At 68.8% G+C, this 21,908-nt stretch carries 25 protein-coding genes; 14 read left to right on the forward strand and 11 right to left on the reverse strand.

Translation table 11 applies throughout. The annotated features are described in order from the left end of the window. Positions 1-831, forward strand: an 831-nt coding sequence (locus tag DBR10_RS09295) for an NAD(P)H-quinone oxidoreductase (RefSeq protein WP_108556285.1), incomplete at its 5' end; no start/stop codon positions are given. Here DBR10_RS09295 and DBR10_RS09300 read toward each other — a convergent pair. Next, positions 828-1,931 (reverse strand): phosphatidylinositol-specific phospholipase C1-like protein, encoded by a 1,104-nt coding sequence (locus DBR10_RS09300; RefSeq protein WP_108504775.1) that lies wholly within the window; start codon positions 1,929-1,931, stop codon positions 828-830. The genes DBR10_RS09295 and DBR10_RS09300 overlap by 4 nt on opposite strands. 190 nt (positions 1,932-2,121) lie before the next feature. On the opposite strand from DBR10_RS09300, the gene DBR10_RS09305 reads away from it, so the two are divergent. Further along, the gene (locus DBR10_RS09305; protein ID WP_108504774.1) at positions 2,122-2,838 is read left to right on the forward strand and encodes a DUF1013 domain-containing protein; all 717 of its coding nucleotides are present in this window, start codon (positions 2,122-2,124) and stop codon (positions 2,836-2,838) included. Between the two features lie 64 nt (positions 2,839-2,902). Here DBR10_RS09305 and DBR10_RS09310 read toward each other — a convergent pair whose 3' ends face one another. Next, positions 2,903-3,076, reverse strand: a complete 174-nt coding sequence (locus DBR10_RS09310; RefSeq protein ID WP_108490087.1) for a YdcH family protein — start codon at positions 3,074-3,076, stop codon at positions 2,903-2,905. A 131-nt stretch (positions 3,077-3,207) separates the two neighbouring features. Between DBR10_RS09310 and DBR10_RS09315 the strand changes: the two genes are divergently transcribed. The 3 genes from DBR10_RS09315 (at position 3,208) to DBR10_RS09325 (ending at position 4,580) form a co-directional block, all read left to right on the forward strand. Then, positions 3,208-3,825 carry a UbiX family flavin prenyltransferase gene (locus DBR10_RS09315; protein WP_108504773.1) on the forward strand — a complete coding sequence of 206 codons (618 nt, stop codon included), beginning with the start codon at positions 3,208-3,210 and terminating at the stop codon, positions 3,823-3,825. Further along, positions 3,825-4,274: a TIGR02444 family protein gene (locus DBR10_RS09320; protein WP_108504772.1), complete on the forward strand. Its 450-nt coding sequence runs from the start codon at positions 3,825-3,827 to the stop codon at positions 4,272-4,274. The genes DBR10_RS09315 and DBR10_RS09320 overlap by 1 nt, the downstream gene beginning before the upstream one ends. 66 nt (positions 4,275-4,340) lie before the next feature. Then, the gene (locus tag DBR10_RS09325) at positions 4,341-4,580 is read left to right on the forward strand and encodes a YdcH family protein (RefSeq protein ID WP_233243345.1); all 240 of its coding nucleotides are present in this window, start codon (positions 4,341-4,343) and stop codon (positions 4,578-4,580) included. On the opposite strand, the gene DBR10_RS09330 is transcribed toward DBR10_RS09325, so the two are convergent. Beyond that, positions 4,581-4,943, reverse strand: coding sequence for a response regulator (locus DBR10_RS09330; RefSeq protein WP_108504771.1), 363 nt, complete (start codon positions 4,941-4,943; stop codon positions 4,581-4,583). 153 nt (positions 4,944-5,096) lie between these two features. After that, positions 5,097-5,810 (reverse strand): GGDEF domain-containing protein, encoded by a 714-nt coding sequence (locus DBR10_RS09335; protein ID WP_108487069.1) that lies wholly within the window; start codon positions 5,808-5,810, stop codon positions 5,097-5,099. A gap of 219 nt (positions 5,811-6,029) precedes the next feature. On the opposite strand from DBR10_RS09335, the gene purE reads away from it, so the two are divergent. From purE to DBR10_RS09350, 3 genes are read left to right on the forward strand one after another with little or no spacing between them, the layout of a single operon-like run. Next, the gene (purE, locus tag DBR10_RS09340; protein WP_108504770.1) at positions 6,030-6,521 is read left to right on the forward strand and encodes a 5-(carboxyamino)imidazole ribonucleotide mutase; all 492 of its coding nucleotides are present in this window, start codon (positions 6,030-6,032) and stop codon (positions 6,519-6,521) included. 3 nt (positions 6,522-6,524) lie between these two features. Then, positions 6,525-7,616 carry a 5-(carboxyamino)imidazole ribonucleotide synthase gene (locus tag DBR10_RS09345; RefSeq protein ID WP_108504769.1) on the forward strand — a complete coding sequence of 364 codons (1,092 nt, stop codon included), beginning with the start codon at positions 6,525-6,527 and terminating at the stop codon, positions 7,614-7,616. A gap of 6 nt (positions 7,617-7,622) precedes the next feature. Beyond that, the gene (locus tag DBR10_RS09350; RefSeq protein WP_108504768.1) at positions 7,623-8,333 is read left to right on the forward strand and encodes an aspartate/glutamate racemase family protein; all 711 of its coding nucleotides are present in this window, start codon (positions 7,623-7,625) and stop codon (positions 8,331-8,333) included. Here DBR10_RS09350 and DBR10_RS09355 read toward each other — a convergent pair. Both DBR10_RS09355 and DBR10_RS09360 read right to left on the reverse strand, forming a co-directional pair. Continuing rightward, positions 8,330-9,280, reverse strand: a complete 951-nt coding sequence (locus DBR10_RS09355; RefSeq protein WP_108504767.1) for a TraB/GumN family protein — start codon at positions 9,278-9,280, stop codon at positions 8,330-8,332. The genes DBR10_RS09350 and DBR10_RS09355 overlap by 4 nt on opposite strands. Before the next feature lie 61 nt (positions 9,281-9,341). Then, a complete protein-coding gene (locus DBR10_RS09360; RefSeq protein ID WP_108504766.1) occupies positions 9,342-10,349 on the reverse strand; it encodes a TraB/GumN family protein in 1,008 nt (335 codons plus the stop codon). Positions 10,350-10,477: 128 nt separating this feature from the next. Between DBR10_RS09360 and mutL the strand changes: the two genes are divergently transcribed. Continuing rightward, positions 10,478-12,379: a DNA mismatch repair endonuclease MutL gene (gene mutL / locus DBR10_RS09365; RefSeq protein WP_108504765.1), complete on the forward strand. Its 1,902-nt coding sequence runs from the start codon at positions 10,478-10,480 to the stop codon at positions 12,377-12,379. Positions 12,380-12,384: 5 nt separating this feature from the next. Here mutL and DBR10_RS09370 read toward each other — a convergent pair whose 3' ends face one another. Beyond that, complete coding sequence (locus tag DBR10_RS09370) at positions 12,385-13,059, reverse strand: GntR family transcriptional regulator (RefSeq protein ID WP_108504764.1); 675 nt, start codon at positions 13,057-13,059, stop codon at positions 12,385-12,387. Positions 13,060-13,202: 143 nt separating this feature from the next. On the opposite strand from DBR10_RS09370, the gene ribD reads away from it, so the two are divergent. The 4 genes from ribD to ribH are packed head-to-tail and all read left to right on the forward strand — an operon-like array spanning position 13,203 to position 16,531. Then, positions 13,203-14,228, forward strand: a complete 1,026-nt coding sequence (gene ribD / locus DBR10_RS09375; RefSeq protein ID WP_108487293.1) for a bifunctional diaminohydroxyphosphoribosylaminopyrimidine deaminase/5-amino-6-(5-phosphoribosylamino)uracil reductase RibD — start codon at positions 13,203-13,205, stop codon at positions 14,226-14,228. Continuing rightward, the gene (locus tag DBR10_RS09380; protein WP_108504763.1) at positions 14,209-14,835 is read left to right on the forward strand and encodes a riboflavin synthase; all 627 of its coding nucleotides are present in this window, start codon (positions 14,209-14,211) and stop codon (positions 14,833-14,835) included. The genes ribD and DBR10_RS09380 overlap by 20 nt, the downstream gene beginning before the upstream one ends. Beyond that, positions 14,802-16,004 (forward strand): 3,4-dihydroxy-2-butanone-4-phosphate synthase, encoded by a 1,203-nt coding sequence (gene ribB / locus DBR10_RS09385; RefSeq protein WP_108504762.1) that lies wholly within the window; start codon positions 14,802-14,804, stop codon positions 16,002-16,004. The genes DBR10_RS09380 and ribB overlap by 34 nt, the downstream gene beginning before the upstream one ends. A gap of 17 nt (positions 16,005-16,021) precedes the next feature. Further along, complete coding sequence (gene ribH / locus DBR10_RS09390; protein WP_108504761.1) at positions 16,022-16,531, forward strand: 6,7-dimethyl-8-ribityllumazine synthase; 510 nt, start codon at positions 16,022-16,024, stop codon at positions 16,529-16,531. Positions 16,532-16,538: 7 nt separating this feature from the next. On the opposite strand, the gene DBR10_RS09395 is transcribed toward ribH, so the two are convergent. The 4 genes from DBR10_RS09395 to DBR10_RS09410 all read right to left on the reverse strand — a co-directional run bounded on the left by DBR10_RS09395 (position 16,539) and on the right by DBR10_RS09410 (position 20,390). Further along, positions 16,539-16,895, reverse strand: coding sequence for a hypothetical protein (locus tag DBR10_RS09395; RefSeq protein ID WP_108504760.1), 357 nt, complete (start codon positions 16,893-16,895; stop codon positions 16,539-16,541). 269 nt (positions 16,896-17,164) lie between these two features. Further along, positions 17,165-18,367, reverse strand: a complete 1,203-nt coding sequence (locus DBR10_RS09400; protein WP_108556286.1) for a hypothetical protein — start codon at positions 18,365-18,367, stop codon at positions 17,165-17,167. Positions 18,368-18,442: 75 nt separating this feature from the next. Further along, a complete protein-coding gene (locus DBR10_RS09405) occupies positions 18,443-19,609 on the reverse strand; it encodes a hypothetical protein (protein WP_146187835.1) in 1,167 nt (388 codons plus the stop codon). A gap of 190 nt (positions 19,610-19,799) precedes the next feature. Continuing rightward, complete coding sequence (locus tag DBR10_RS09410; RefSeq protein WP_108504758.1) at positions 19,800-20,390, reverse strand: GNAT family N-acetyltransferase; 591 nt, start codon at positions 20,388-20,390, stop codon at positions 19,800-19,802. A gap of 114 nt (positions 20,391-20,504) precedes the next feature. On the opposite strand from DBR10_RS09410, the gene DBR10_RS09415 reads away from it, so the two are divergent. Then, positions 20,505-21,812, forward strand: coding sequence for an acyl-CoA dehydrogenase family protein (locus tag DBR10_RS09415; RefSeq protein ID WP_108504757.1), 1,308 nt, complete (start codon positions 20,505-20,507; stop codon positions 21,810-21,812). Positions 21,813-21,908 lie beyond the last annotated feature (96 nt).

The following is a 21,908-nucleotide window of genomic DNA, read 5'->3' on the forward strand; positions in this document are numbered from 1 at the left end:
CTTCTGCAACGCCTGGGCTTCTACCCGCCGCCCCCCGGGGCCCCGGTCACCCTGGGCCTGGAGGTCGCCGGCGAGGTGGTGGTCGCGGCCGGACGCTGGGCGGTCGGCGACCGGGTCTGCGCCCTGCTCGGTGGCGGCGGCTACGCGCAATATGCCGTGGTCGATGCCCGCCACGCCCTGCCCGTCCCGGGCCACCTCGACATGATCCACGCCGCCGCGCTGCCCGAGACAGTCTTCACCGTCTTTGCCAACGTGTTCGAGCACGGCGGGCTGAAGGCCGGCGAGACCCTGCTGGTGCACGGCGGCACGTCCGGAATCGGCACAACCGCCATCGCCATGGCCAAGGCCGCCGGGGCGAGGGTGATCGCCACCGGCCGCGGCGCCGACAAGAAGGCCCGGGCCCTGGAACTCGGGGCTGATATCGCGGTCGACACCAGGACCGAGGACTTCGCCGAGATCGCCAAGGCCGCCGGCGGGGTCGATGTGGTGCTCGACATGGTCGGCGCAGCTTATTTCGACAAGAACCTGGACGCCCTGAACACCGGCGGCCGCATCGTCTACATCGCCGCCCTGGCCGGCGGCATGCTGGAGGTGCCGGTGATGAAGATCATGCAGAAACGGGCGGTGATCACCGGCTCGACCCTGCGGCCGCGCTCGAACGACGAGAAGGCCCGTCTGGCCGGCGAGATCGAACGCATTGTCTGGCCGTGGATTGCGGCCGGCAAGGTGAGCCCCGTGGTCGATGCCAGCTTCCCGCTCGCCCTGGCCGCAAAGGCCCACGCCCACCTCGAGGCCGGCGAGCATGTGGGCAAGGTGGTGCTGGTGGCTTAGGGGCGGATCGCAACGCCGGGCAGGGCCTCCAGGGCCTTGCCCGCGCAACGACCGGCCGCTCGGACGGCGTTGCACACGGCGACATGGCCCTCGGGCAGCCGGACCACATACCCGCCGGCAAAGCGCGGATCGGCCCACAGGTAGTCGGTCGAGACATACTGCGCGCCGCTGGACAGGGCGGCGTCGCGCTGGCCGGGGTCGTTGCTCCGCGCCGCCTGAGTGTCTGCATCCGCCCGAGTGCGAACAATGAAGCCGGCCTTCACGGCGGCGGCAATGCGATCCTTCTGCCCCACCGGGTCATTGAGGGTCAGATAGGCCGCAGCAGGCGAAGCTTCGTCGGTGTTGACGAACATGACCCGCCCTTCCAGGGAACGCCGGGCTCCGCGATAGAGCGCCACCTTCTCCGGGCTTTCGTCGAGGGCGAAGAACACCTTGCCGCGCGATGCGGCCAGGGCGGGCCAGCCCCGGGTCAGCACCGCCTCGCGCAGGGTGGCATACCGGCCGCGCACCTGGTCGGGGGTAATCAGCTGATCCTCACCGAAAACCGACCGGACCTCGGCGTCGAGCCTGTCAAAGGCCGCCGCGTCAAAGGCCGGGGGCGTCACGCCGCCCGGCAGGCTGGCCGGACCCTCCTTGGCATTGAGCAGGATCAGCAGCGGTACGTGGTCGGGATGGGCCTTCGACCAGGCCTTTACCTCGCCAAGGCAGGCGACGAAGGTCAGGCAGGACGAGCGGAAGTCCACATCGGGGATGTGCAGGGTCTTGAAACCGGGCCTGGCCATGACGCCGGCCTGCTCCGGCGTCAGATGCGCCCCCTTACCCAGGGCCGTCATTGGCCTGGCGTAGAGCCCGCCCTCGGGATCGGACACGACGTCCAGCTCCAGCTGGCGGGCCCCGGCGTCCAGCTGTTCGGTCAGCGGGCGGTGGCCATAGTCCAGCCCCAGAACCGCCGGGCCCCGCGCCGCGACCATCACCGCCAGCTCTTCGGGTGGGATCGCCTGCTTGTAGCTGTTGTGGGTGCCGACGGCCGTCAGGTCGTTCATGCGCAGGTCCGCGGCCGGACTGGCCGCCAGCATCAGGGCAGCGACGAAAATCAGCATGGCAAGCCTCCGAAAGGTCGTGGTCCGACTACCGGCGCACGATGACGGTTTGACGGTACCCGCCCGCGCCCCGCAATCCGAACCGGAGACCGCGTCATCGGCCGTTCCCTTTTGACCTGAACCGGATTATAGCGTTCAGCAACATCCCGCCCGGCCGCAAGGCCGGGCGCCGTCATTTCTGGAGGACCGCATGTCCGACATCCTGATGCCCAAGGCGACGGCCGTCTGGCTCGTGGACAACACGTCGCTGAGCTTTGAACAGATCGCCGACTTCTGTAATCTGCACCCGCTGGAAGTGCGCGGCATCGCCGACGGCGAAGTGGCGCGCGACATCCGCGGGGCCGATCCGATCGGCAACGGCCAGCTGACCCGCGAAGAACTGGACAAGGCCCAGGCCAACGACCTGTACCGCATGAAGGCCCAGGTCAGCCGCCATGCCGAGCTGCTGAAGCCGCAGAAGAAGGCCCCGCGCTACACCCCCGTGTCGCGCCGCCAGGACCGTCCGGACGCCATCGCCTGGTTCCTGCGCCACCATCCCGAAGTGACCGACGCCCAGATCTCCAAGCTGCTGGGCACCACCAAGTCGACGATCGAGCAGGTCCGCGGCCGCACCCACTGGAATGCGGCCAACATCAAGCCGGTCGACCCGGTGACCCTGGGTCTGGTCGGCCAGCTCGAGCTGGACGCCCTGGTCAAGAAGGCGGCCGAAAAGAAGGCCAAGGACGACCTCAAGAAGGGCATCCTGCCGGAAGATCCGACCCTGCGCCCCGCCTCGGAAACCGGCGTCGTCGAGACGGTCGAGGAAGAGGAAGAAATCGATTACCGCGCCTCGCGGGCCGAGCCCAAGGCCGAGGACGTGTTCGGCAAGTCGACCTACGTCCCCGAAGACGAGGACGACGAGGACTAGTCAGCCTCACGGACCAGAAAAAAGCCCATCCCGTTTCCGACGGGATGGGCTTTTGATTTAAGCCTTAGTGCGCTCGTGCCTTCAGACCCTCGATCTCTTCCTTCAGCCTGAGCTTTTGTCGTTTGAGCTCTCGAAGTCGGGTACCATCGCTTGCGGGACGCTTGGTCTCTTCCTGGATCGTGCGATCGAGGTTCTCGTGACGGGACCCAAGCTCGCGGATACGGGATTCGATGGCCATGGCTGTCGGCTCCTTGCTGGTTGACACTGGGGAGTGAACACCCGCTGCGTCCCGCTGTCAGATCACATATGGTTGCGAACCACCCCGCTTGACTTGACGCGCTTTAATCCCGTTGCGGACAAATTTTAAGCATGACGGACCTCGCCATGACCGCTGACCGCCCCCGACTGATCGTCGGCATCTCCGGTGCCTCCGGCGTGACCTACGGGATACGGGCCCTGCAGGCCTGCCGCGACCTCGGAGTCGAGACCCATCTGGTGATGTCCAAGTCGGCCGTCCTGACCCTGACCCAGGAAACGGATTTCACCCTGGCCGATGTCCAGGCCCTGGCCGACGTCGTGCACCGCAGCGCCGATGTCGGGGCCTCGATCGCCTCGGGCTCGTTCAAGACCCTGGGCATGCTGATCGCCCCCTGCTCGGTTCGGACCATGAGCGAGATCGCTTGCGGCGTAACGTCCTCGCTCCTGACCCGCGCCGCCGACGTGGTGCTGAAGGAGCGCCGGACCCTGGCCCTGATGGTGCGCGAGACCCCGCTGCATCTGGGCCATCTGCGCACCCTGACCCAGCTGGCCGAGATGGGCGCGGTCATCGCCCCGCCCCTGCCCGCCTTCTACACTCGCCCCACCAGCATCGCCGAGATGGTCGACCAGTCCGTAGGCCGGGTCCTCGACCAGTTCGGCCTGTCCTGGCAGCCCGTGAAGCGCTGGGGCGAGGACATCGCCCCGATCACCGGCAAGGGAGACGCCTGATGCGCCTCTGGGACTGGGCCCTGACGGTCTATGCGCGCCCGGCCGTCGCCGAAGCCTGCCTGAACCTGCAGGACGGCCACGGCCAGAACGTGCCCTATCTGCTGTGGGCCGCCTGGGCGGCCGGCGAGGGCCGCACCGCCGACGCCAAGGCCGCCGCCCGGCTGATGCGCGCCTGGGACGCCGAGGTCGGGGCCCCGCTGCGCGGCGTCCGCCGGGCCCTCAAGCCCGCCCGCGACGGGGTCGCCGACGAGGCCCGTGAAGCCCTGCGCGAGGCCATCAAGGGCGTGGAGCTGAAGGGCGAGCGGGTGCTGCTGGAAAGTCTGGAAGCCCTGTGCAGCCCGCCGGGGGAACCCATCGCGCTGATCGACGGCCTCAAGGCCGCCGCCGAGGCCTCGGGCGATCCGCCCCGCACCACCGCCCTGGCCCGCCTCGCCGACGCCCTTGCTTGAAAACCTTTACGACTGGTCAGCCTTTGCTATCTATCACCAGAGCGTGCGTGCTGACGGGGAGCGTCCATGAGCGATGAAACGTCCATGAACGATGACGATCCGTCCGACGAGTCGGACGTCGCGATCGAACGACGCCTCGCGGTCCTGCGCGAAGAGCATCAGGATCTGGATGCCGCCGTCCAGGCGCTGGAAGACCGGCCGCAGCCCGACATGCTGCAGATCGCCCGTCTGAAAAAGAAGAAGCTGGCCCTGAAAGACCAGATCGGCCAGCTCGAAGACCGGCTGATGCCGGACATCATCGCCTGATCAGGCGGCCTGCAGGCGTTCCAGTTCGCGAACGCCGCGCAGCAGGCCGGCCGGCGTGATCGGCTTTTCAAGCCGCGCATCCGCACGTTCGTCCTCGCGCAGGCGCGACGGATCGATGGCCGAGGCCAGCAGGGTGGCGGTCAGGGCCCCGCGCCGTTCGCGCACGGCCCGGATCAGTTCGCCGCCCGTCATCAGCGGCATGTAGAAATCGGTGATCAGCAGGTCGGGCGAAAAGCTCTCAAGGCGGTCCAGGGCCTCAACCCCGTCCTTGCACATCATCACGTCGAATCCGGCTTCGCCGAGCGTGATCTCATAGATCGACGCCAGGATCGGATCATCCTCGGCGATCAGAATACGCTGCATCTCTCCACCGCCTCGTCGGAGCCTCGGACTAGACCAAGCCTTTTAGCTTAACAGCCGGTGAATTTGGTAGCGTCGAGGGCCACAAGAGTCCCAGAGCATAATGTCGCAGAATACCTGAGGTAGCAGCGTTCGCCCAAACGCCCGTCCACGACGTCAGGCCTGGCGACGCTTGCTGACGAACATCGCCGCATCGGCCTCGGCCAGGGCGACCTCGGGATCGGTGCCGGGCTGGATTTCCCGCACGCCCCACGAGATGTGCAGCGGGGCCGACCATTCGCCGAACTGCACCGGCGTATCCTGGACAGCGGCGGCCAGGCTCTCGGCCTTGGCCAGCGCCGTCTGGCGGTCGGCCTGGGCCAGGAGGACGGCGAACTCGTCACCGCCCATCCGGCCGACGATGTCGCTTTCGCGGACATTGGCCAGCAGGCGGCGGGCGACGGCCTGCAGGGCGGCGTCGCCGGCGGCATGGCCGAAGCGGTCATTGACCGACTTGAAGCCGTCCAGGTCGAAGAACACCACGCTGGCCGGCGAGCCGTAGCGCTGGGCGAAGGCCGCCACGCGCTTCATTTCGCGCAGGAACGCCCGCCGGTTCAGCACCGGGGTCAGCACATCCTGGTCAGCCAGACCCTGGGCCTCGTTGAGACGCAGCTTCAGGCGCGAAACCTCGGACCGCAGGTCATCGATTTCAGTCATCAGGGTGGACAGGGCCTCCTGCACCTGCGGCGTCAGGTCGGCCTCGGTCAGGCCCAGAAAGGCCGCGCTGTCGGTCGAGGCCGTCTCCCGAACAGCGACCTGCGCACCCGCACGGGCCAGGGCCCGTTTGCGAATGGCGGCGAAAGGCTCTGTCCGGGCGCCGGAAATCTTCATGACCAGGGAGAATCGTTTGTTGTGCAGTTATGGTTAATTCTTAGCGGGAACGGCGTTCGGCGCAATCGCCCGGCGTTTTGGTCGCAGGATGGATGCGGCGGGCCGGGTGCAGTGCCCGATTCCCGGGCGTTGTGCCGTTTTGGACTTGCACTGGCGCCGTGGACGCGCATACGGGGCGACCTTTAAGGCTCCGCCGCCGTCAAGGGGACTCCGACGCCGATGCCCAACTCCACGCCGCCCGTCGCGATCATCATGGGCAGCCGCTCCGACTGGCCGACGATGAAGGGGGCCGCCGAGGCGCTGGACAGCCTGGGGGTCGCCTATGAGGCCCGGGTGATCTCCGCCCACCGCACGCCTGAGCGCCTGTTCGACTTCGCGAAGGGTGCCGAGGCTGCGGGCTTCAAGATCGTGATCGCCGGGGCCGGCGGCGCGGCCCACCTGCCCGGCATGGCCGCCTCGATGACCAACCTGCCGGTGCTGGGCGTGCCGGTGCAGTCCAAGGCCCTGAGCGGTCTCGACTCCCTGCTGTCCATCGTCCAGATGCCCGGCGGCATTCCGGTGGCCACCCTGGCGATCGGCGAGGCCGGAGCGAAGAACGCCGGCCTGCTGGCCGCCCAGATCCTGGCCCTGTCGGATCCCGCCCTCGGCCAGAGGCTGGCCGCCTTCCGCGCCGCCCAGACCGCCAGTGTCGCCGAGAGCGTCGAGGACTAGACCATGAGCGCCCCGTCCTTCCCTCTCGTTCCGGGTTCGACCCTCGGGATTCTCGGCGGCGGACAGCTGGGCCGGATGCTGGCCCTGGCCGCCGCACGCCTCGGCTTCGACGTCGTGATCCTGGATCCCGAGGAAAACAGCCCCGCGGGCCGGGTCGCGGCCCGCCAGATCGTCGCGGCCTATGATGACCGCTGGGCCCTGAAGCGGCTGGCCGAAGCCTGCGATGTGGTCACCTACGAGTTCGAGAACGTGCCGGCCGACACGGTCGCCGAGCTGACGGCCCTGGGCTGCGTGGTCGCGCCGGGGTCCAAGGCCCTGGCCGCCGCCCAGGACCGGGTCGTCGAAAAGAGCTTCCTGGCCGAGATCGGCGTGCCGACCGTCGCCTTTGCCGCCGTCCATGACAGCGAAACCCTGGCGGCTGCGGTCAGCAAGATCGGTGCCCCGTCCCTGCTGAAAACCCGCCGCGAAGGCTATGACGGCAAGGGCCAGGCCTGGATCCAGCGGGCCGGCGACGCCGAAGCCTCGTTCGACAAGATCGGCCGTCAGGCCGCCATCCTCGAAGCCCCTGCCGACTTCGGCCGCGAACTGTCGGTCATCGCCGCCCGGGGCCGTGGCGGCGAAATCGCCTGCTATCCGCTGTCGGAGAACCACCACGAAGGCGGCGTCCTGCGCCGCACCGTGGCCCCGGCCCGGGTCACGCCCCAGACCCGCGACCAGGCCGAGGCCATCGTCGCCCGCATTCTGACCGCGCTCGACTATGTCGGCGTGATCGGCGTGGAGCTGTTCGAGCTGGCCGGCGGCAAGCTGCTGGTCAACGAGTTCGCGCCCCGCGTCCACAATACCGGCCACTGGACCCAGGACGGCTGCGAGGTCGACCAGTTCGAGCAGCACATCCGCGCCGTGGCCGGCTGGCCGCTGGGCACGACCCAGCCCCTGGCCCATGTGGAAATGACCAACCTGCTGGGTGCTGATGTCGAGGCCTGGAAGAAGCTGGCCAGCGAGCCCGAGACCCGCATCCACCTCTACGGCAAGGGCGAGGCCCGTCCGGGTCGCAAGATGGGCCACGTCAACCGCCTGCGCGGTCTGAAGGACTAAAGGTCCATGACGGACCAAGCCCTGATCGGTCTCATCGGCGGCATGAGCTGGGAAAGCTCGGCCCAGTACTACCGGCTGATCAATGAGGCCGTGCGCGCGCGGCGGGGCGGGGTGGCCTCGGCCCGCACCCTGATGTGGTCGTTCGACTTTGCCGAGATCGAGGCCCTGCAGCACCAGGGCCGCTGGCCGGAACTGTCGCGCCGGCTGGCCGACGCGGCCCGGGCCCTGGAGGCCGGCGGGGCCGATTTTCTGGTGCTGTGCACCAACACCATGCACCGCGAGGCCGACAGCATCGAGGCGGCCGTCCGCATCCCGCTGCTGCACATCGCCGACCCGACGGCCGAGGCGATCAAGGCCGCCGGCCTGACCCGCGTCGGCCTGCTGGGCACGGCCTTCACGATGGAGCAGGCCTTCTATCGCGGCCGGCTCGACACGCGCCACGGCCTGGAGGTGCTGGTCCCGGAGGCCGACGACCGCAGGGCCGTCCACGAGATCATCTACAACGAGCTGGTGGCCGGCCAGGTGCTGGACACCTCGCGCGAGGTCTATCGCGGGGTGATCGCCCGGCTGGTTGAGCGCGGGGCCCAGGCGATCATCCTGGGCTGTACCGAGATCATGCTGCTGGTCTCGCAGGCCGACAGCGCCGTGCCGCTGTTCGACACCACCAGCCTGCATGCCATGGCGGCGGTGGAGATGGCGCTGCGGCAACCAGCCTAGCCGGGGGTATCGCCCGGCGTCGTCACCTTGAAGCCGCGGGCGCGCAGGCGGTCCAGGACTCCGTCCTCGGCGACCAGGCCCCGGATCGAGAACAGCGCCACGGCATGGCCGGGCGTCTTCAGGGCTTCGCTCAGGGCGTTGACCTCGTCATTGACGCTCCGTTGCTGCATGTCGGCCATGCCCGGCATGGCCCGCATGCAGCGCTGGAAGTTGCGCGGCCCGGCAATGGCCCCGCGCACATTGCCCTCGGCCCAGGCCCGGGCGGCGGCCTGGGTGGCGGCGGTGCCGGCCTCGACCTCGCTGAGCATGCCCTCCAGGCACAGCCTGCCCGCCTCGGCCGAGTGCTCGCGCACCACCGCCTTGACCATCGGCATGGCCTTGTAGACCCCGGCCGGGCGCGACTTGACCTTGCGCTTGCGGGCCAGTCGCTCGACGGTGCGATCCGGCTCGCCGCCGTCCAGGCGGGTGGTCTTCTGATAGTCGAGGCCGATCATCATTCCCGCGCCCAGCGGGCTCCACTCGCTGTAGCTGTCCGGGGCCTTGCCCAGCTGCGTGCGGACCCTGGCCAGGCGCGGCGCCAGCTCCGGCGCGGCCTGGTCGAGCGGTACGTCAGACTTCAGCTTGCCGCGCAGGCGCAGCAGGGCGGGAATGTCGGTGAGGCCCGCCCGGCCGACCGGCGGCATGATCAGCGCGAAGGCCCCGTCCAGCCGGCGCTCCAGCACCGAGGTGTCCCAGCCCAGCCCCTTGGGCAGGGACGCCAGGGTGCCCAGCACATAGATCGTGGTGTCGGCGTCCGAGACCTTCCACCAGGCCGGTCCGGGCAGGCGGGCATTGACCACCAGGGCCTCGACCACCGTCGCCTCGGGATCATCGATCACCTGGGCAAGGGCCGCCGTGGGCAGGAGCGCCATCAGGCCGAGCGCCAGTGCGGCGTGCTTCAAGATCATGGTCAGGCCCCGGATCCGTTCAGGACAGCCTGAACGCGATCAATGCGGTGAAATCGCGGCGTCAGGGCTGAACCTCGCCCGGCGTGGTGATCTTCAGACCTTTGGCCTTCAGGCGATCCAGCACCCCGTCCTGGGCCAGAAGCGGGCGGAAATTGACCAGGGCGACGGACTTGCCCGGTGCCTTCAGGGCCGCCTCAATGGCCCGGGTCGAGCGGTCGATGGTGCCCCGGATCTCGGCGGCAACGCCCGGCGCGGACGCCAGACAGGCCTGGTAGCCCCGGTCGCTGGCCGCCAGCTGCACCACATCACCCGCCGCCCAGCGCTGGGCGATCGCCTCATAGCCGGGGCCGCCGGCCTCGGCCTCGCGCAGCCCGGCCTCGAGGCAGAACTCCTGCTGGGCCTTGGGTAGCGAGCCGACCGACTTCAGCGCGTCGATCACGTCATAGCCGTCAAGCGCCTGGACCTTGGGCCGCTTCTTCAGGTCACCGCTGCGCGCGATCTTCTCGATACGCTCGGCCACCGAGCCGCCGCTGAGCGTCACCGAGCCGCCCTGACGCATATTGGCCACCAGGAAGCCGGCGAAGGCGGGCTTGATGTCGTCCATGCTCTCGGGCTTTTCACCGGCAAGCTTCAGGCGCGCCTCCAGCCGCTCGCGCAGGGCGGGCGGCAGGGTCTGGCGCATCGGAGCCTCGGACAGGAAATAGCGGCGCCCGGTCATGACCAGGCTGACGATGCGGACCACGCTGACCTTCGGCTCGGGGGCCAGGATGAGGCGATTGGCCCCGTCCAGCCGGCGCTCGATCACCGAGGTGTCGAAGTCCAGTCCCTTGGGTGTGAACCCGGGCACGGCCATCACATAGACCGTGCTGTCGGCATCGCTGACCTTCCACCAGGCCGGCCCCGGCAGGCGGGCATTGACCACCAGTTCCTCAACCAGATTGGCCTCGGGATCGATGCGCTTGAGGTCGATGGGGCCGGAGTCGTCCACCGCCTGCTGGGCGAAGGCGGCGGGCGCGGCCAGAAGCGCCAGACTGGCGGCGAAGGCGGCAAAACGTCGGGTCGTCACCATGTACGGTCCTCGAAGGCGGGCGGAATCGATCTAGGATCGCTGGTCTGCTCCGACTTGAACGGCCTGCAACCCGACGGGTCAAATTACGAAGACGCAATGCGGGCCCTGGTCCGACGAGAGTTCCGACCATGCCGATCCGCCGCCTGCCGCCCGAGACCGTCAACCGCATCGCCGCCGGTGAAGTGGTGGAGCGGCCCGCCAGCGCCATCAAGGAGCTGGTCGACAATGCGATCGACGCCGGGGCCAGCCAGATCGAGGTCGAGGCGCACGGCGGCGGCCTGACCCGCATCCTCGTCGCCGACAACGGCTGTGGCCTGTCGGCCGAGGAACTGCCCGTCGCCATCGAGCGCCACGCCACCTCCAAGCTGGCCCCCGACGCCGACGGCCTGTGGGACCTGCTGGCCATCCACACCATGGGCTTCCGGGGCGAGGCCCTGCCCTCGATCGGCTCGGTGGCCCGGCTGTCGATCAGCTCGCGGGCCCGGGGCGCGGCCGACGCCCATGCCATCCTGGTCGAGGGCGGCCGGGTCGGCGAGGTGATGCCCGCCGCCTTCCCCGGCCCGCACGGCGCGCGGATCGAGGTGCGCGACCTGTTCTACGCCACGCCGGCCCGGCTGAAGTTCATGAAGTCCGAGCGGGCCGAGTCGCTGGCCATCACCGAGGAGATCAAGCGCCAGGCCATGGCCCATGAGGCGGTCGGCTTCTCGCTGGACATCGACGGTCGCCGCATCCTGCGCCTGCCGGCCGAGCAGGCCGGGCCCCAGGGCCGCCTCGCCCGCCTGGCCGCCGTTCTGGGCCGCGACTTCCAGGACAATGCCATCGAGATCGACCAGACCCGTGACGGCGTTCGCCTGACCGGCTTTGCCGGCCTGCCCACCTATAACCGCGGCAATGCGGCCCACCAGTATTTGTTCGTGAACGGACGACCTGTGCGCGACCGGCTGCTGCAGGGGGCCCTGCGCGCGGCCTATGCCGACTTTCTCGCCCGCGACCGCCACCCGACGGCGGCCCTCTATGTCTCGCTGGAAACCACCGAGGTCGACGTCAATGTGCATCCGGCCAAGGCCGAGGTACGGTTCCGCGACCCGGCCCTGGTGCGCGGCCTGATCGTCGGGGCCTTGCGCCACGCCCTGGCCGGAGCCGGTCACCGCGCCTCGACCACCGTCGCGGCCCAGGCCCTCGACAGCATCCGGTCGCAACAGAGCCCGTTCCAGGCCTATCAGCCGGGCCCGTCGGCGGCGGGTTTTTCGGCCTGGCGCGACGGCGGCTGGACCCCGCCGACCCAGCGCGCCCTGACCCTTCCGGGCCTGTCGGACGTCTCGGCACGCGTCGAGCCGGCCATGGGTCCGGGCCTCGGCGAGGTCGTGCAGGAGGCCTGGCGGTCGGGCGGCTTCGGAATTGATCAGCCTACTGAGGGTTATACCGCCGCGCCGGTTTTCGACCCCGTCGATTTCCCGCTCGGGGCCGCCCGGGCCCAGGTGCACGAGACCTATATCGTCGCCCAGACCCGCGACGGCATGGTCATTGTCGACCAGCACGCCGCCCATGAGCGCCTCGTCTATGAGCGCATGAAGGCCGAGATGGAGGCCGGCGGCGTCGCCCGCCAGACCCTGCTGCTGCCCGAGGTGGTCGACCTCGATCCCGCCGAGGCAGAGCGGGTCATCGCCCGCTCAGAGGAACTCGCGGCGCTGGGCCTCGTCGTCGAGAGCTTCGGGCCCGGTGCGGTGCTGGTGCGCGAGACCCCGGCCCTGCTCGGCAAGACCGACGCCGCTGGCCTGGTGCGCGACATCGCCGACGATCTGGCCGAAAACGGTCAGGCCCTGGCGCTGAAGGAGCGGCTGGAAGAGGTCTGCTCGACCATGGCCTGCCACGGCAGTGTCCGCGCCGGTCGCCGCCTGAACGGGGCCGAGATGAACGCCCTGCTCCGCGAAATGGAAGCCACGCCCCATTCGGGCCAGTGCAACCACGGCCGGCCGACCTATGTCGAGCTCAAGCTGGCCGACATCGAGCGGCTGTTCGGGCGGCGTTAGGCAGCTCAGCTGCGCTTGGCGCTGGGCGGGTCGCCGATCAGCTGGGCGCAGGCGGCTTCGGCGGCGACAGGGTCGCGCCGGGCGATGGCCTCGGCCAGCGAGCGGTGCAGGATGACATCGCGCATCTGGTCCTCCTGCGACTGCTTTTCCATCTGCCAGATCCAGTAGCGCGTGGCGGTGTTCTGCAGCGCGATCACGAAGCGTGCCAGGGTCGGGTTATGGGTCGCAAAGGCCACGGCGCGATGGAAGCTGTGATCCATCGCCAGCATCTTGCGGAAGTCACCGGCGGCGATGGCGGTCTCGGCCTCGTCGAACGCCCCGACAATGGCCGGGAGGTCTTCAGGCCGGTGATTGCGGGCCGCCAGGGCCGCCGTGCGGCCTTCCAGCATCCTGCGGACTTCGAAGGCGTGCTCGATCTCGGTGACGTCCAGCGGAGCCACGACGGTGCCGACGCGCGGCCGGCGCAGGACCAGCCCCTCGATCGCCAGCCGGCCGAGGGCGTCGCGAACCCCCGAGACGCCGCCGGCATAGCGGCTGGCCAGCACCTTCTCGTCGAGCACCTGCATCGGCGCCAGCTCGCCGAGGATGATGTCCATCAGGACAAGCTCGTAGATCCTGGCCTTCTGCAGCCCGGGCGCCCAGTCGCCGGACGGCTCGACGCTGTTGAGGGGCCCCTTCATGGCCGGTCTGCCTGGAAACACCGCATGGTCCAGCTCCTAGAGACAAATGCCCCGACGGTCATTCTTAAGCGCTCTAACATGTTAGAGTTTCGAAAAAGGATGCGTGCTTGAAGCGTCTGGCATCGCAGCCCTAGTTCGGCGGCATGACGCCGTCGCCCGCCCCTTCAACCCAGCCCATCCTTGAGGGCTTCCGGCACGCCCTGGCGGCGGCGGAGGCCTATGTCGGGGCCACGGCGCCCAACCCTCCGGTCGGCTGCACGGTCCTGGATGCGGACGGCAGGATCCTGGCGACCGCCGCGCACCAGAAGGCCGGAACCGCCCATGCCGAGGCTGCCGCCCTGGCCCTCTGCCGGCAGGCCGGGACTTTTGAGCAGATCGACACGCTGCTGGTCACCCTGGAGCCCTGCAACCATCAGGGTCGCACACCGCCCTGCGTCGAGGCGATCCTGGCCAGCCCGGCCAGAACCATCTGGATCGCCTCGCGCGATCCGAACCCGGCGGTGGCCGGCGGCGGTGCCGCGCGGCTGGCGGCGCAGGGCCGGCAGGTTTTCGATCTCGCCCGGCTGAACCAGCCGGAAGCCGCCGAGCTGGTGCGTCGCGCCGACCGCCTGATCGCCCCGTTCGTCTGCTGGTCGACCCGCGGCCGGCCCTGGCTGACCCTCAAGCAGGCCCTGACCTTCGGCGGCGAGATGGTGCCGCCGGCCGGCGCCAAGACCTTTACCTCGCCCACGTCCCTCGACTTCGCCCACAACCTGCGCCGCCGGGCGGACGCCATCATCACGGGCTCCGGGACCGTCCTGGCGGACGATCCGCTGTTCACGGTGCGCCGGGTGGCCGATCCCCGAACCGGCCCGCGACGCCTGGCAATCCTGGATCGCCGCCGGCGGGTCCCCACCGATTATCTGCGCGCGGCCCGCACCCGGGGCCTGGAGGCCAGCCTGCATGACAGCATCCCGGCCGTGCTGGACGATCTGGCCGCCGCAGGCACGCTGGAAGCCCTGGTCGAGTGCGGCCCTTCGCTACTGGCCGCGTTTCTGGCGGCCGATCTCTGGGACGAGCATGTCGTGATCCGCCAGAGCGATCCCGACGGGCGCGCCGATCGCATCGACATTCACACGCGCCTGTCGCCCCAGGACCCGAGGAGCGCCGATGTTTTCCGGAATCATTGAGCAGGTTGGCAAGATCGAGGCGGTCGCCCGGGAAGGGGACGGGGCCATGCGCCTGACCGTCGGGACCGGATTTGCCGGCCTGGAGCTCGGCGAAAGCGTCGCCGTCAACGGCGTCTGCCTGACCGTGGTGCGCCATGATCCGCAGGGCGAGGCCGACTTCTTCGTCAGCCCCGAGACCCTGGACCGCACCAATCTGGGGGGCGTGAAGGCCGGCACCGCCGTCAATCTCGAACGCGCCGTGACCCTGGCGACCCGGCTTTCCGGACATCTGGTCCAGGGCCATGTCGACGGCGAGGCCCGCCTGGTCGAGGTGATCGATGACGGCGGCTCGTGGCGGATCGGGCTCAGCCTGCCCGCCGCCCTGCACCGCTTCTGTGTCGAGAAGGGCTCGATCGCCCTGAACGGCATCAGCCTGACCCTCAACCAGGTGTCGGCCTGCGACGCCGACGGCCGGTTCCGGATCGGCCTGACCCTGATCCCCCACACCTGGGCCCACACCAACCTGCAGTTCGCCGCGATCCATGACCCGATCAATGTCGAGGTCGATGTGATGGCCAAATATGTGGAGCAGCTATGTCACGCCTATCTGAAGCCCTCGAACGCCTGAAGACCGGCGGCATGATCGTTCTCGTCGATGACGAGGATCGCGAGAACGAGGGCGATCTGGTCATGGCCGCCCAGTTTGCCGACGCGGCGGCGATCGCCTTCATGGCCCGCCGGGCCAGCGGCCTGATCTGCCTGACCCTGGAGGCCGAGGCCGTCGATCGCCTGGGCCTGCCGCCGATGGTTTCCGACAACCGCACCAGCCGCCAGACGGCCTTCACCGTGTCGATCGAGGCGGCCGAGGGGGTCGATACCGGGATTTCAGCCTATGACCGGGCCCGGACCATCGCGGCGGCCGTCGCGCCGGACGCCAAGGCCGCCGACCTGGTCTCGCCGGGCCATATCTTTCCCCTGCGGGCCCGTCCGGGCGGGGTGCTGGTGCGCGACGGTCACACCGAGGCCTCGGTCGATCTGATGAAACTGGCCGGACTGCAGCCGGCCGGGGTGATCTGCGAGATCATGAAGGATGACGGGACCATGGCCCGGATGCCGGACCTCGAGGTCTTCTGCCGCGAGCATGACCTCCCGCTGCTGACCATTGCCGAGCTGGTGGCCCATCGTAAGGCCACCGAGGTACTGGTCGACGAGGTCGCCTCGGCCCGCCTGCCCTCCGAACACGGCAGCACCCCGTTCGAGGTGCGCGCCTTCCGTAGCCGGACCGACGGTGTCGAGCATCTGGCCATGGTGCGCGGCGCGCTGACCGGCACGCCGCTGGTACGGGTGCATTCCGAGTGCCTGACCGGTGACGCCCTGGGCTCGCAGCGTTGCGACTGCGGGGCCCAGCTGCAGGAGAGCCTCCGGCAGATCAGCGAGAGCGGCAACGGCGCCCTGCTCTATCTGCGCGGTCATGAGGGGCGGGGCCTGGGCCTGGCCAACAAGATCGCCGCCTATGCGCTGCAGGACGGCGGGCTCGACACGGTGCAGGCCAACCATGCCCTCGGCTTCGCCGCCGACCAGCGCGACTACGGCGTCGCCGCCCAGATGCTGAAGGCGATGGGCGTCGAGCAGGTCAACCTGCTCAGCAACAATCCCCGCAAGGCTGCAGGCTTGCGCGCCAACGGCGTTGCGGTGCGCCGGGAACTGCCGCTGGCTATTCCCGCCAATCCGCACAACGCCGCCTATCTCGACACCAAACGCGACAAGCTGGGCCACAGCCTGGCTCGCGCCTCCTGATCAGCAGAAAGCCGCCCATGACCAGCCCTACCCCCGCGCCGCGCATCGCCGTCGTCGTCAGCAGTTTCAATCCCGAGGTCACCGACGGCCTGCTCAGGGGCGCGCTGGACGTGCTGAAGGCGCACGGCGCCCCGGTCGCCCCCGCTGATATCATCCCGGCGCCGGGTGCCTACGAGCTGCCGCTGATCGCCCAGACCCTGGCCCGCACGGAACTCTATGACGGCGTGGTTTGCCTCGGCTGCGTGATCAAGGGCGACACGGCGCATTTCGAGTTCATCAGCCTGGCAACCAGCCTGGGTCTGATGACCGCAGGCCTCGCGACCGAGACCCCGATCACCTTCGGCGTCCTCACCACCTATACCGACGAGCAGGCTGCGGTGCGCAGCCGTGATGACGCCGAAAACAAGGGGCGTGAAGCCGCCGAAGCCTGTTTCGCCACGGTGAAAACCCTCAACCAGATCCGGTCGCGGGCCTGGGAAGGCGACGGCCTCGCGGCCCCGCTCCGCCGCGCCGGTCAGGGCCGCTGAACCCGGGCTAAAGCCTCCCCCTGCGCCCGCCCTTCAGCCTGTCCAGGGCCCGGCGGGCAGGTTCAACCTGGGCCGCGACGGGCGCAGTGGCGTCCGTGACGGTCATCTTGAGGTCGGTGATCGCCTTGGTCGCGGCCAGACCGGCGGCGACCTGGCGGGTCAGGGCCGGGCGGTCGGCGGGCGAGGCCAGGGCCACCTTGCGGACCATGGCGGCCATCTCGCCGGCGGCCTTGGCCCTTTGGCGGGCCCTGGCGATGGCGGCAGGATCATCGGTCGACTCGATCACCGCCCAGGCCGCGTCGAGGGCGGCCATCAGCTTGATCTGCAGGTTCAGGCACCAGGTGGGGATGTCGGTCTGGGTCATGGCCAGAAGTCTGCGGCCGTTTTCGCCGCCGGGGACAGGAAACCTGCGTTTTCGCCCAATTATCTGAATTTAAACAGGTTTTCTCGGCACGGGCCGGGGATAGAGGGCGACTGCAGCGCGAGCCCGGCCGACCGGACTGTCATCCCGGATCGCCTCGCTGCGCGCGCGCCCGGGAGGATCGCCGGTGGCGCTGACCGGCAAAGACGCGGTCGCATCACCCTGTGGATAAGTTTTGTCGCCGGGCGCGCGGGGAAATAGCTCGGGCGGCCTCAGGCGGCCGCCTGGCGGTCCTCGCCGCAGGGGCTGCCTTCGGCGGCTTCGACGGGACGGTCGAGGAAGCTGGTGATCGCCGGGCCGCTGACCCGGGTGATGCCGCCCTCGCGACAGGCGTCCAGTTCGCCGGCCGTGCGCACGCCCGTCACCCCCTGCAGCACCAACTTGCCACGGTAGGTCGACTGGCGCTCAAGGAAGGTCTGGATGGCGGCGAGACGCTGGCGCTCGTCGCCCTCCGGCAGGGCGAAGGTGACGCTGTTGATCAGTTCCTGGGGCAGGTTGTGCACCGGAAAGGTCGGGTCCTGGACGTTCAGGTCGAGGAAGGCGAAGCTGGGCTTCAGCAGGGCGCGGATCTGGCTGAGCAGACCCAGCGAGGCCTCACGCGGCGTACCGTAGACGCTGGTGCCCAGCCGGGGTTGCAGATCCAGCGGATAGCGCGACAGGCGACGCTTGTAGGACTCCTGAGAGGCCGGCGTGGTCAGGTTCCAGAAGCCCAGCGGCAGATAGAGGTCGCCGAAGGTCGCCGCCTGCAGCAGCGGCTGGGCCTCGTTCAGGCCGGTCAGGTCGCGGACCAGCAGCTTGTCGTCATCGATCGGCGGCGGCTCGGCAAGGTCAGCGCGCAGCCCCAGAAGGGAGCCGCAGAAGCTCTCTTCAGCCAGGTCATAGAGCCCCCACCAGCCGGTCGGGACCGCAGGCGGGGCCTTGGGCTCGGGCCGGGCCTGGGGTTTGGTCTGGGGTTTGGCCTGGGCCGGGGCACTCGCAGCCTCGGCGCGCGCCACCGCCGCTTCCTCGCGGGTGCTCGGGACGGCGCGGATCTCCTCGGCGGTGATGGCCTGCACCCGGCCGGCCGGCCCGGCCGAGCCTTCGCCGCGATAGAGCCCCGCCAGTTCGGCCTGGGTCAGGGTGGCAAACTTCAGGACGGCGGTTTCGTCGCCCTCGAAGGTCATCAGACAGACCTTGCCGCCGCAGCGCTCGGGAAACAGCAGAGCCTCGAGCTCGGCGGCCATGGTCTGGACCTCGACCGGATCGATCTGGCTGGCCCGATGATCCGCCAGGACAAAGGCCAGGGGGGCAACGGCGCCGTAGCGCCTCGGGGGCATCCAGCGGGCACCCAGATAGCTGTTCGCCGCCGCCTGCGCCTGGACGGCGGGAAAGGCATCCTCGCCCTTCAGCAATCGGAGACAGGCAATGGCGGTCATGAACTTTGGAATACCGGCAATAGATCGCCAATTGGTTAGGGCGCGGAGACACCGAACAGGCCGCGCCCGGAAGGATCAGGCCTTGGCCGCCCGGGGCCTGTACGGCAGCTCCGCATGCGGCAAGGCTATGTCTGGAAAGGGTTCTTCCAGCGGTGCGCTGACCGCGGGACCGCTAACGGCCGACAGTCTCAGCTCCCGGCAAAGGTCAAATTCGCGCCGGGTCTTCACCCCCGCGACGCCTTGTCGCAGCTTCAGTTCCAGATATTGCCGCCGCCCCGACAGGAACTTGCGCAGGTTCAGCAGGCGCTGCACCTCGTCGGCCCCGGAGAGCTCCAGCACGACACCGTCGATCAGGTTGGCCGGGACGGCCCGGATGTTGAAGCTCGGGTCCTGTACCCGGACCTCGATCCGCGAGAACACCGACCGCAGCAGCTCGCGCATCGGCGCGATGGCCAGGAACGGCAGGTCGCGCGGCACGTCATAGACCTGGGCGACCACGCGACTGGCGAGAGCCGCCGTCAGGCCCGACAGGCGATCGTGATAGGTGTCGCGCAGGCTGGCCCGGGCCAGGCTCCACATGCGGAAGTCGGTGTGCAGTCGCACCCCGGGCTGGCTTTTCAGGGCCGCCACCACCGTGTCCAGCATGGCCAGGTCGGCCTTCATGTAGTCGCCGTCCTCGATGACCGTCCTGACCGGCTCGCGGGCCATGCGCTGCGGCTGGCTGGTCTCGAAGCGCTCGGCGACCGGGTTGTAGACCCCGCGCCAAACCATGCGCGGACCTTCTTCGGCCCCGGCCTCCCCCCGACCCGAGTGGCGCGGGGTCGAACCCCAGGAGGCCAGCTCCTGGACCCCGTCGCGGGTGACCACCCGGGTTCGACCCACCGGCGGCGGCGGCTCCCCGCCCCGCATGGCCAGAAGCTCGGCCTCGGCCAGACACGAAAACCGCAGAACCTCGGCCTCGTCTCCCTCATAGGTCAGCATGCAGAGGTCATCACGACCGTCGGTCCCGAACAGGCGGACCTGGAGCTCCTCCGCGATCTGCTTCAGTTCCTCACCGTCCAGGGCGTCGGCATTGGGATCGACCAGGACATAGGCTCCCGGAGCCACCTGGCCGAAGCGGCGGGGCGGTGGCCAGCGGGCCTCGATATAGAGGGCGGCCGTCCGGTCGATACGGCTGGGCGTCACGCCCTGCACCGCAGCCGCGCGTGCACCGTGCTCGATGCAGATTCTCAGACATGCCATTCCACCCATGGGCGGTAGAAGGCCCGAAAGGTCGTTACCAAAATCTTGGCGGCGTCAGCGAAAAACCGGGCAAGTCCATGCGCTTAGAGAATATCGTCACGAATTGCCCCGCTTGCGGGCAGGCAATCGCCCCGACCCACTTACCGGCGGTAGAGTTGCTCTGTGCAGACACGCGCCCGGTGACGGAAGCCTAGTTGAACGTCTCCGTCAGACGGAAGTCGAGTCGCTGCTTGACGCCCGGCCAGTCGGCATCGGTGATCGAGAAGACGGCCGTGTCACGAACATGGCCGGTCCAGGTGATCTTGTGATTGCGCAGCACCCCGTCCTTGTCGGCGCCCAGCTTCTCGACAGCGGCCTGGCTGCGGGCGTTGCGCAGATCGATCATGAATTCGACCCGGATCGCCCCGGCGTCAAAGGCATGGGTCAGCATCAGCCGCTTGGATTCCGGATTGACCGGGCCCGACCGGGCGTCCGGATGCAGGAAGGTCGAGCCGATCTCCAGACCCTTGTGCAGCTTGCGGATGTTCAGGAAGCTTGAGGTGCCGACGATCCGGTTGTCCGACAGGCGGCGGATGGCAAAGCCGATGCGCTCACCGCGCTCGGTTTCGCCCTTCAGGGCACCCCACCAGTCCTCAAAGCCCTCGCCGCAGCCGTTGGTCGACATGATCTCCCAGCTTTCGGGGTCGCAGTCGATGGCGGCCTTCAGCTCGGCCCGCAGGTCGGCGGTGATCGGTTCCAGCCGGACATAGCGGCCTTCGAGGGGGAGTCTCTGGATGTTCATGCGGCCCAGTTTGCCGTGTCGCATGCCGCCCTCGCAACCCCGCTTGCCGCCCGCGTTAACTCGATGCTACAAACGCTTCAAACAAGCGTTTGAAGACAGGGATTGGGAAGCGCCATGGATTTCGACATCTCACCGAAGCAACGTCAGTTCCTCGATCGCGTCGTCGCGTTCATGCACGAACACGTCTATCCGGCCGTCCCGGTCTATGACGCCGAGATGAGCGTCATCGGTGCCGAGCGCTGGAAAGTCGTGCAGGTCGTCGAGGAACTGAAGGCCAAGGCCAAGGCCGCCGGTCTCTGGAACTTCTTCATGCCGCCGCACAGCGGCCAGACCCATGTCGACGACACCTTCCAGTTCGAGGGCGTGCAGCTCACCAACCTCGAATACAGCCTGATCGCCGAAGAACTGGGCAAGGTCGGCTTCGCCTCGGAAGTCTTCAACTGCTCGGCGCCCGACACCGGCAACATGGAAGTGCTGATGCGCTACGGCACGCTGGCCCAGAAGGAAAAGTGGCTGCGCCCGCTGATGAACGGCGAAATCCGCAGCGCCTTCCTGATGACCGAGCCGGACGTCGCGTCGTCGGACGCCACCAATATCGAGACCCGCATCGAGCGCGACGGCGACCACTATGTGATCAACGGCCGCAAGTGGTGGTCCTCGGGCGTGGGCGATCCGCGCTGCAAGGTCGCCATTGTCATGGGCAAGACCGATCCGGAAAACGCCAGCCGCCACGCCCAGCAGAGCCAGGTGCTGGTGCCGCTGGACGCCCCCGGCGTCGAGATTGTCCGCATGCTGCCGGTGTTCGGCTATGACGACGCCCCGCACGGCCACGCCGAGGTCATCCTGCGCAACGTGCGCGTGCCGATCGAGGACGCCCTGCTGCTGGGCGAAGGCCGCGGCTTCGAGATCGCCCAGGGCCGCCTGGGCCCCGGCCGCATCCACCACTGCATGCGCACCATCGGCACGGCGGAAGTCGCGCTGGAAAAGATGTGCAAGCGTCTGATGAGCCGCAAGGCGTTCGGCAAGTACGTCTCGGACCACTCGGTCTGGGAAGAGCGCGTCGCCGATGCCCGCATCGACATCGAGATGTGCCGCCTGCTGTGCCTGAAGGCCGCCGACATGATGGACAAGGCCGGCAACAAGTCGGCCCGTCTGGAGATCGCCATGATCAAGGTCGCGGCCCCGCGCCTCGCCCTGAAGATCATCGACGACGCCATCCAGGCCCACGGCGGCGGCGGCGTGACCACCGACTTCGGTCTGGCCAAGGCCTATTCGGGCATCCGCACCCTGCGCCTGGCCGACGGTCCGGACGAAGTGCACCAGCGCACCATCGCCCGCATGGAATACGGCAAGTACGGCGACCTGGTCTTCAAGCAGAAGGCCGAAAAGGAAGCCGCCCTGCACGTGCCGGGCATTCGGTAGATCCTAAGAAGCCCTTCCCCCTTGATGGGGGAAGGGAGCAAGGTCGCAACAATCGGGCGGACGGCAGCTTCAGGATCGCGGATAACCGCCCCATGC

The organism is Caulobacter sp. HMWF025 (assembly GCF_003060965.1).
Taxonomy (GTDB): domain Bacteria; phylum Pseudomonadota; class Alphaproteobacteria; order Caulobacterales; family Caulobacteraceae; genus Caulobacter.

Excerpts from the sequence above, each read along its gene's own strand:
- DBR10_RS09320 (WP_108504772.1), top strand. The coding sequence starts at position 3,825 with ATGCGCCTCTGGGACTGGGCCCTGACGGTCTATGCGCGCCCGGCCGTC.
- DBR10_RS09330 (WP_108504771.1), bottom strand. The coding sequence starts at position 4,943 with ATGCAGCGTATTCTGATCGCCGAGGATGATCCGATCCTGGCGTCGATC.
- DBR10_RS09345 (WP_108504769.1), top strand. The coding sequence starts at position 6,525 with ATGAGCGCCCCGTCCTTCCCTCTCGTTCCGGGTTCGACCCTCGGGATT.
- DBR10_RS09370 (WP_108504764.1), bottom strand. The coding sequence starts at position 13,059 with ATGAAGGGGCCCCTCAACAGCGTCGAGCCGTCCGGCGACTGGGCGCCC.
- DBR10_RS09410 (WP_108504758.1), bottom strand. The coding sequence starts at position 20,390 with ATGAACATCCAGAGACTCCCCCTCGAAGGCCGCTATGTCCGGCTGGAA.
- DBR10_RS09395 (WP_108504760.1), bottom strand. The coding sequence starts at position 16,895 with ATGACCCAGACCGACATCCCCACCTGGTGCCTGAACCTGCAGATCAAG.
- DBR10_RS09415 (WP_108504757.1), top strand. The coding sequence starts at position 20,505 with ATGGATTTCGACATCTCACCGAAGCAACGTCAGTTCCTCGATCGCGTC.
- DBR10_RS09310 (WP_108490087.1), bottom strand. The coding sequence starts at position 3,076 with ATGGCCATCGAATCCCGTATCCGCGAGCTTGGGTCCCGTCACGAGAAC.
- DBR10_RS09325 (WP_233243345.1), top strand. The coding sequence starts at position 4,341 with ATGAGCGATGAAACGTCCATGAACGATGACGATCCGTCCGACGAGTCG.
- DBR10_RS09380 (WP_108504763.1), top strand. The coding sequence starts at position 14,209 with ATGTTTTCCGGAATCATTGAGCAGGTTGGCAAGATCGAGGCGGTCGCC.
- ribD (WP_108487293.1), top strand. The coding sequence starts at position 13,203 with ATGACGCCGTCGCCCGCCCCTTCAACCCAGCCCATCCTTGAGGGCTTC.
- ribB (WP_108504762.1), top strand. The coding sequence starts at position 14,802 with ATGTCACGCCTATCTGAAGCCCTCGAACGCCTGAAGACCGGCGGCATG.
- DBR10_RS09355 (WP_108504767.1), bottom strand. The coding sequence starts at position 9,280 with ATGATCTTGAAGCACGCCGCACTGGCGCTCGGCCTGATGGCGCTCCTG.
- purE (WP_108504770.1), top strand. The coding sequence starts at position 6,030 with ATGCCCAACTCCACGCCGCCCGTCGCGATCATCATGGGCAGCCGCTCC.
- DBR10_RS09300 (WP_108504775.1), bottom strand. The coding sequence starts at position 1,931 with ATGCTGATTTTCGTCGCTGCCCTGATGCTGGCGGCCAGTCCGGCCGCG.
- mutL (WP_108504765.1), top strand. The coding sequence starts at position 10,478 with ATGCCGATCCGCCGCCTGCCGCCCGAGACCGTCAACCGCATCGCCGCC.
- DBR10_RS09400 (WP_108556286.1), bottom strand. The coding sequence starts at position 18,367 with ATGACCGCCATTGCCTGTCTCCGATTGCTGAAGGGCGAGGATGCCTTT.
- DBR10_RS09360 (WP_108504766.1), bottom strand. The coding sequence starts at position 10,349 with ATGGTGACGACCCGACGTTTTGCCGCCTTCGCCGCCAGTCTGGCGCTT.
- DBR10_RS09335 (WP_108487069.1), bottom strand. The coding sequence starts at position 5,810 with ATGAAGATTTCCGGCGCCCGGACAGAGCCTTTCGCCGCCATTCGCAAA.
- DBR10_RS09315 (WP_108504773.1), top strand. The coding sequence starts at position 3,208 with ATGACGGACCTCGCCATGACCGCTGACCGCCCCCGACTGATCGTCGGC.
- DBR10_RS09350 (WP_108504768.1), top strand. The coding sequence starts at position 7,623 with ATGACGGACCAAGCCCTGATCGGTCTCATCGGCGGCATGAGCTGGGAA.
- DBR10_RS09405 (WP_146187835.1), bottom strand. The coding sequence starts at position 19,609 with ATGGCATGTCTGAGAATCTGCATCGAGCACGGTGCACGCGCGGCTGCG.
- ribH (WP_108504761.1), top strand. The coding sequence starts at position 16,022 with ATGACCAGCCCTACCCCCGCGCCGCGCATCGCCGTCGTCGTCAGCAGT.
- DBR10_RS09305 (WP_108504774.1), top strand. The coding sequence starts at position 2,122 with ATGTCCGACATCCTGATGCCCAAGGCGACGGCCGTCTGGCTCGTGGAC.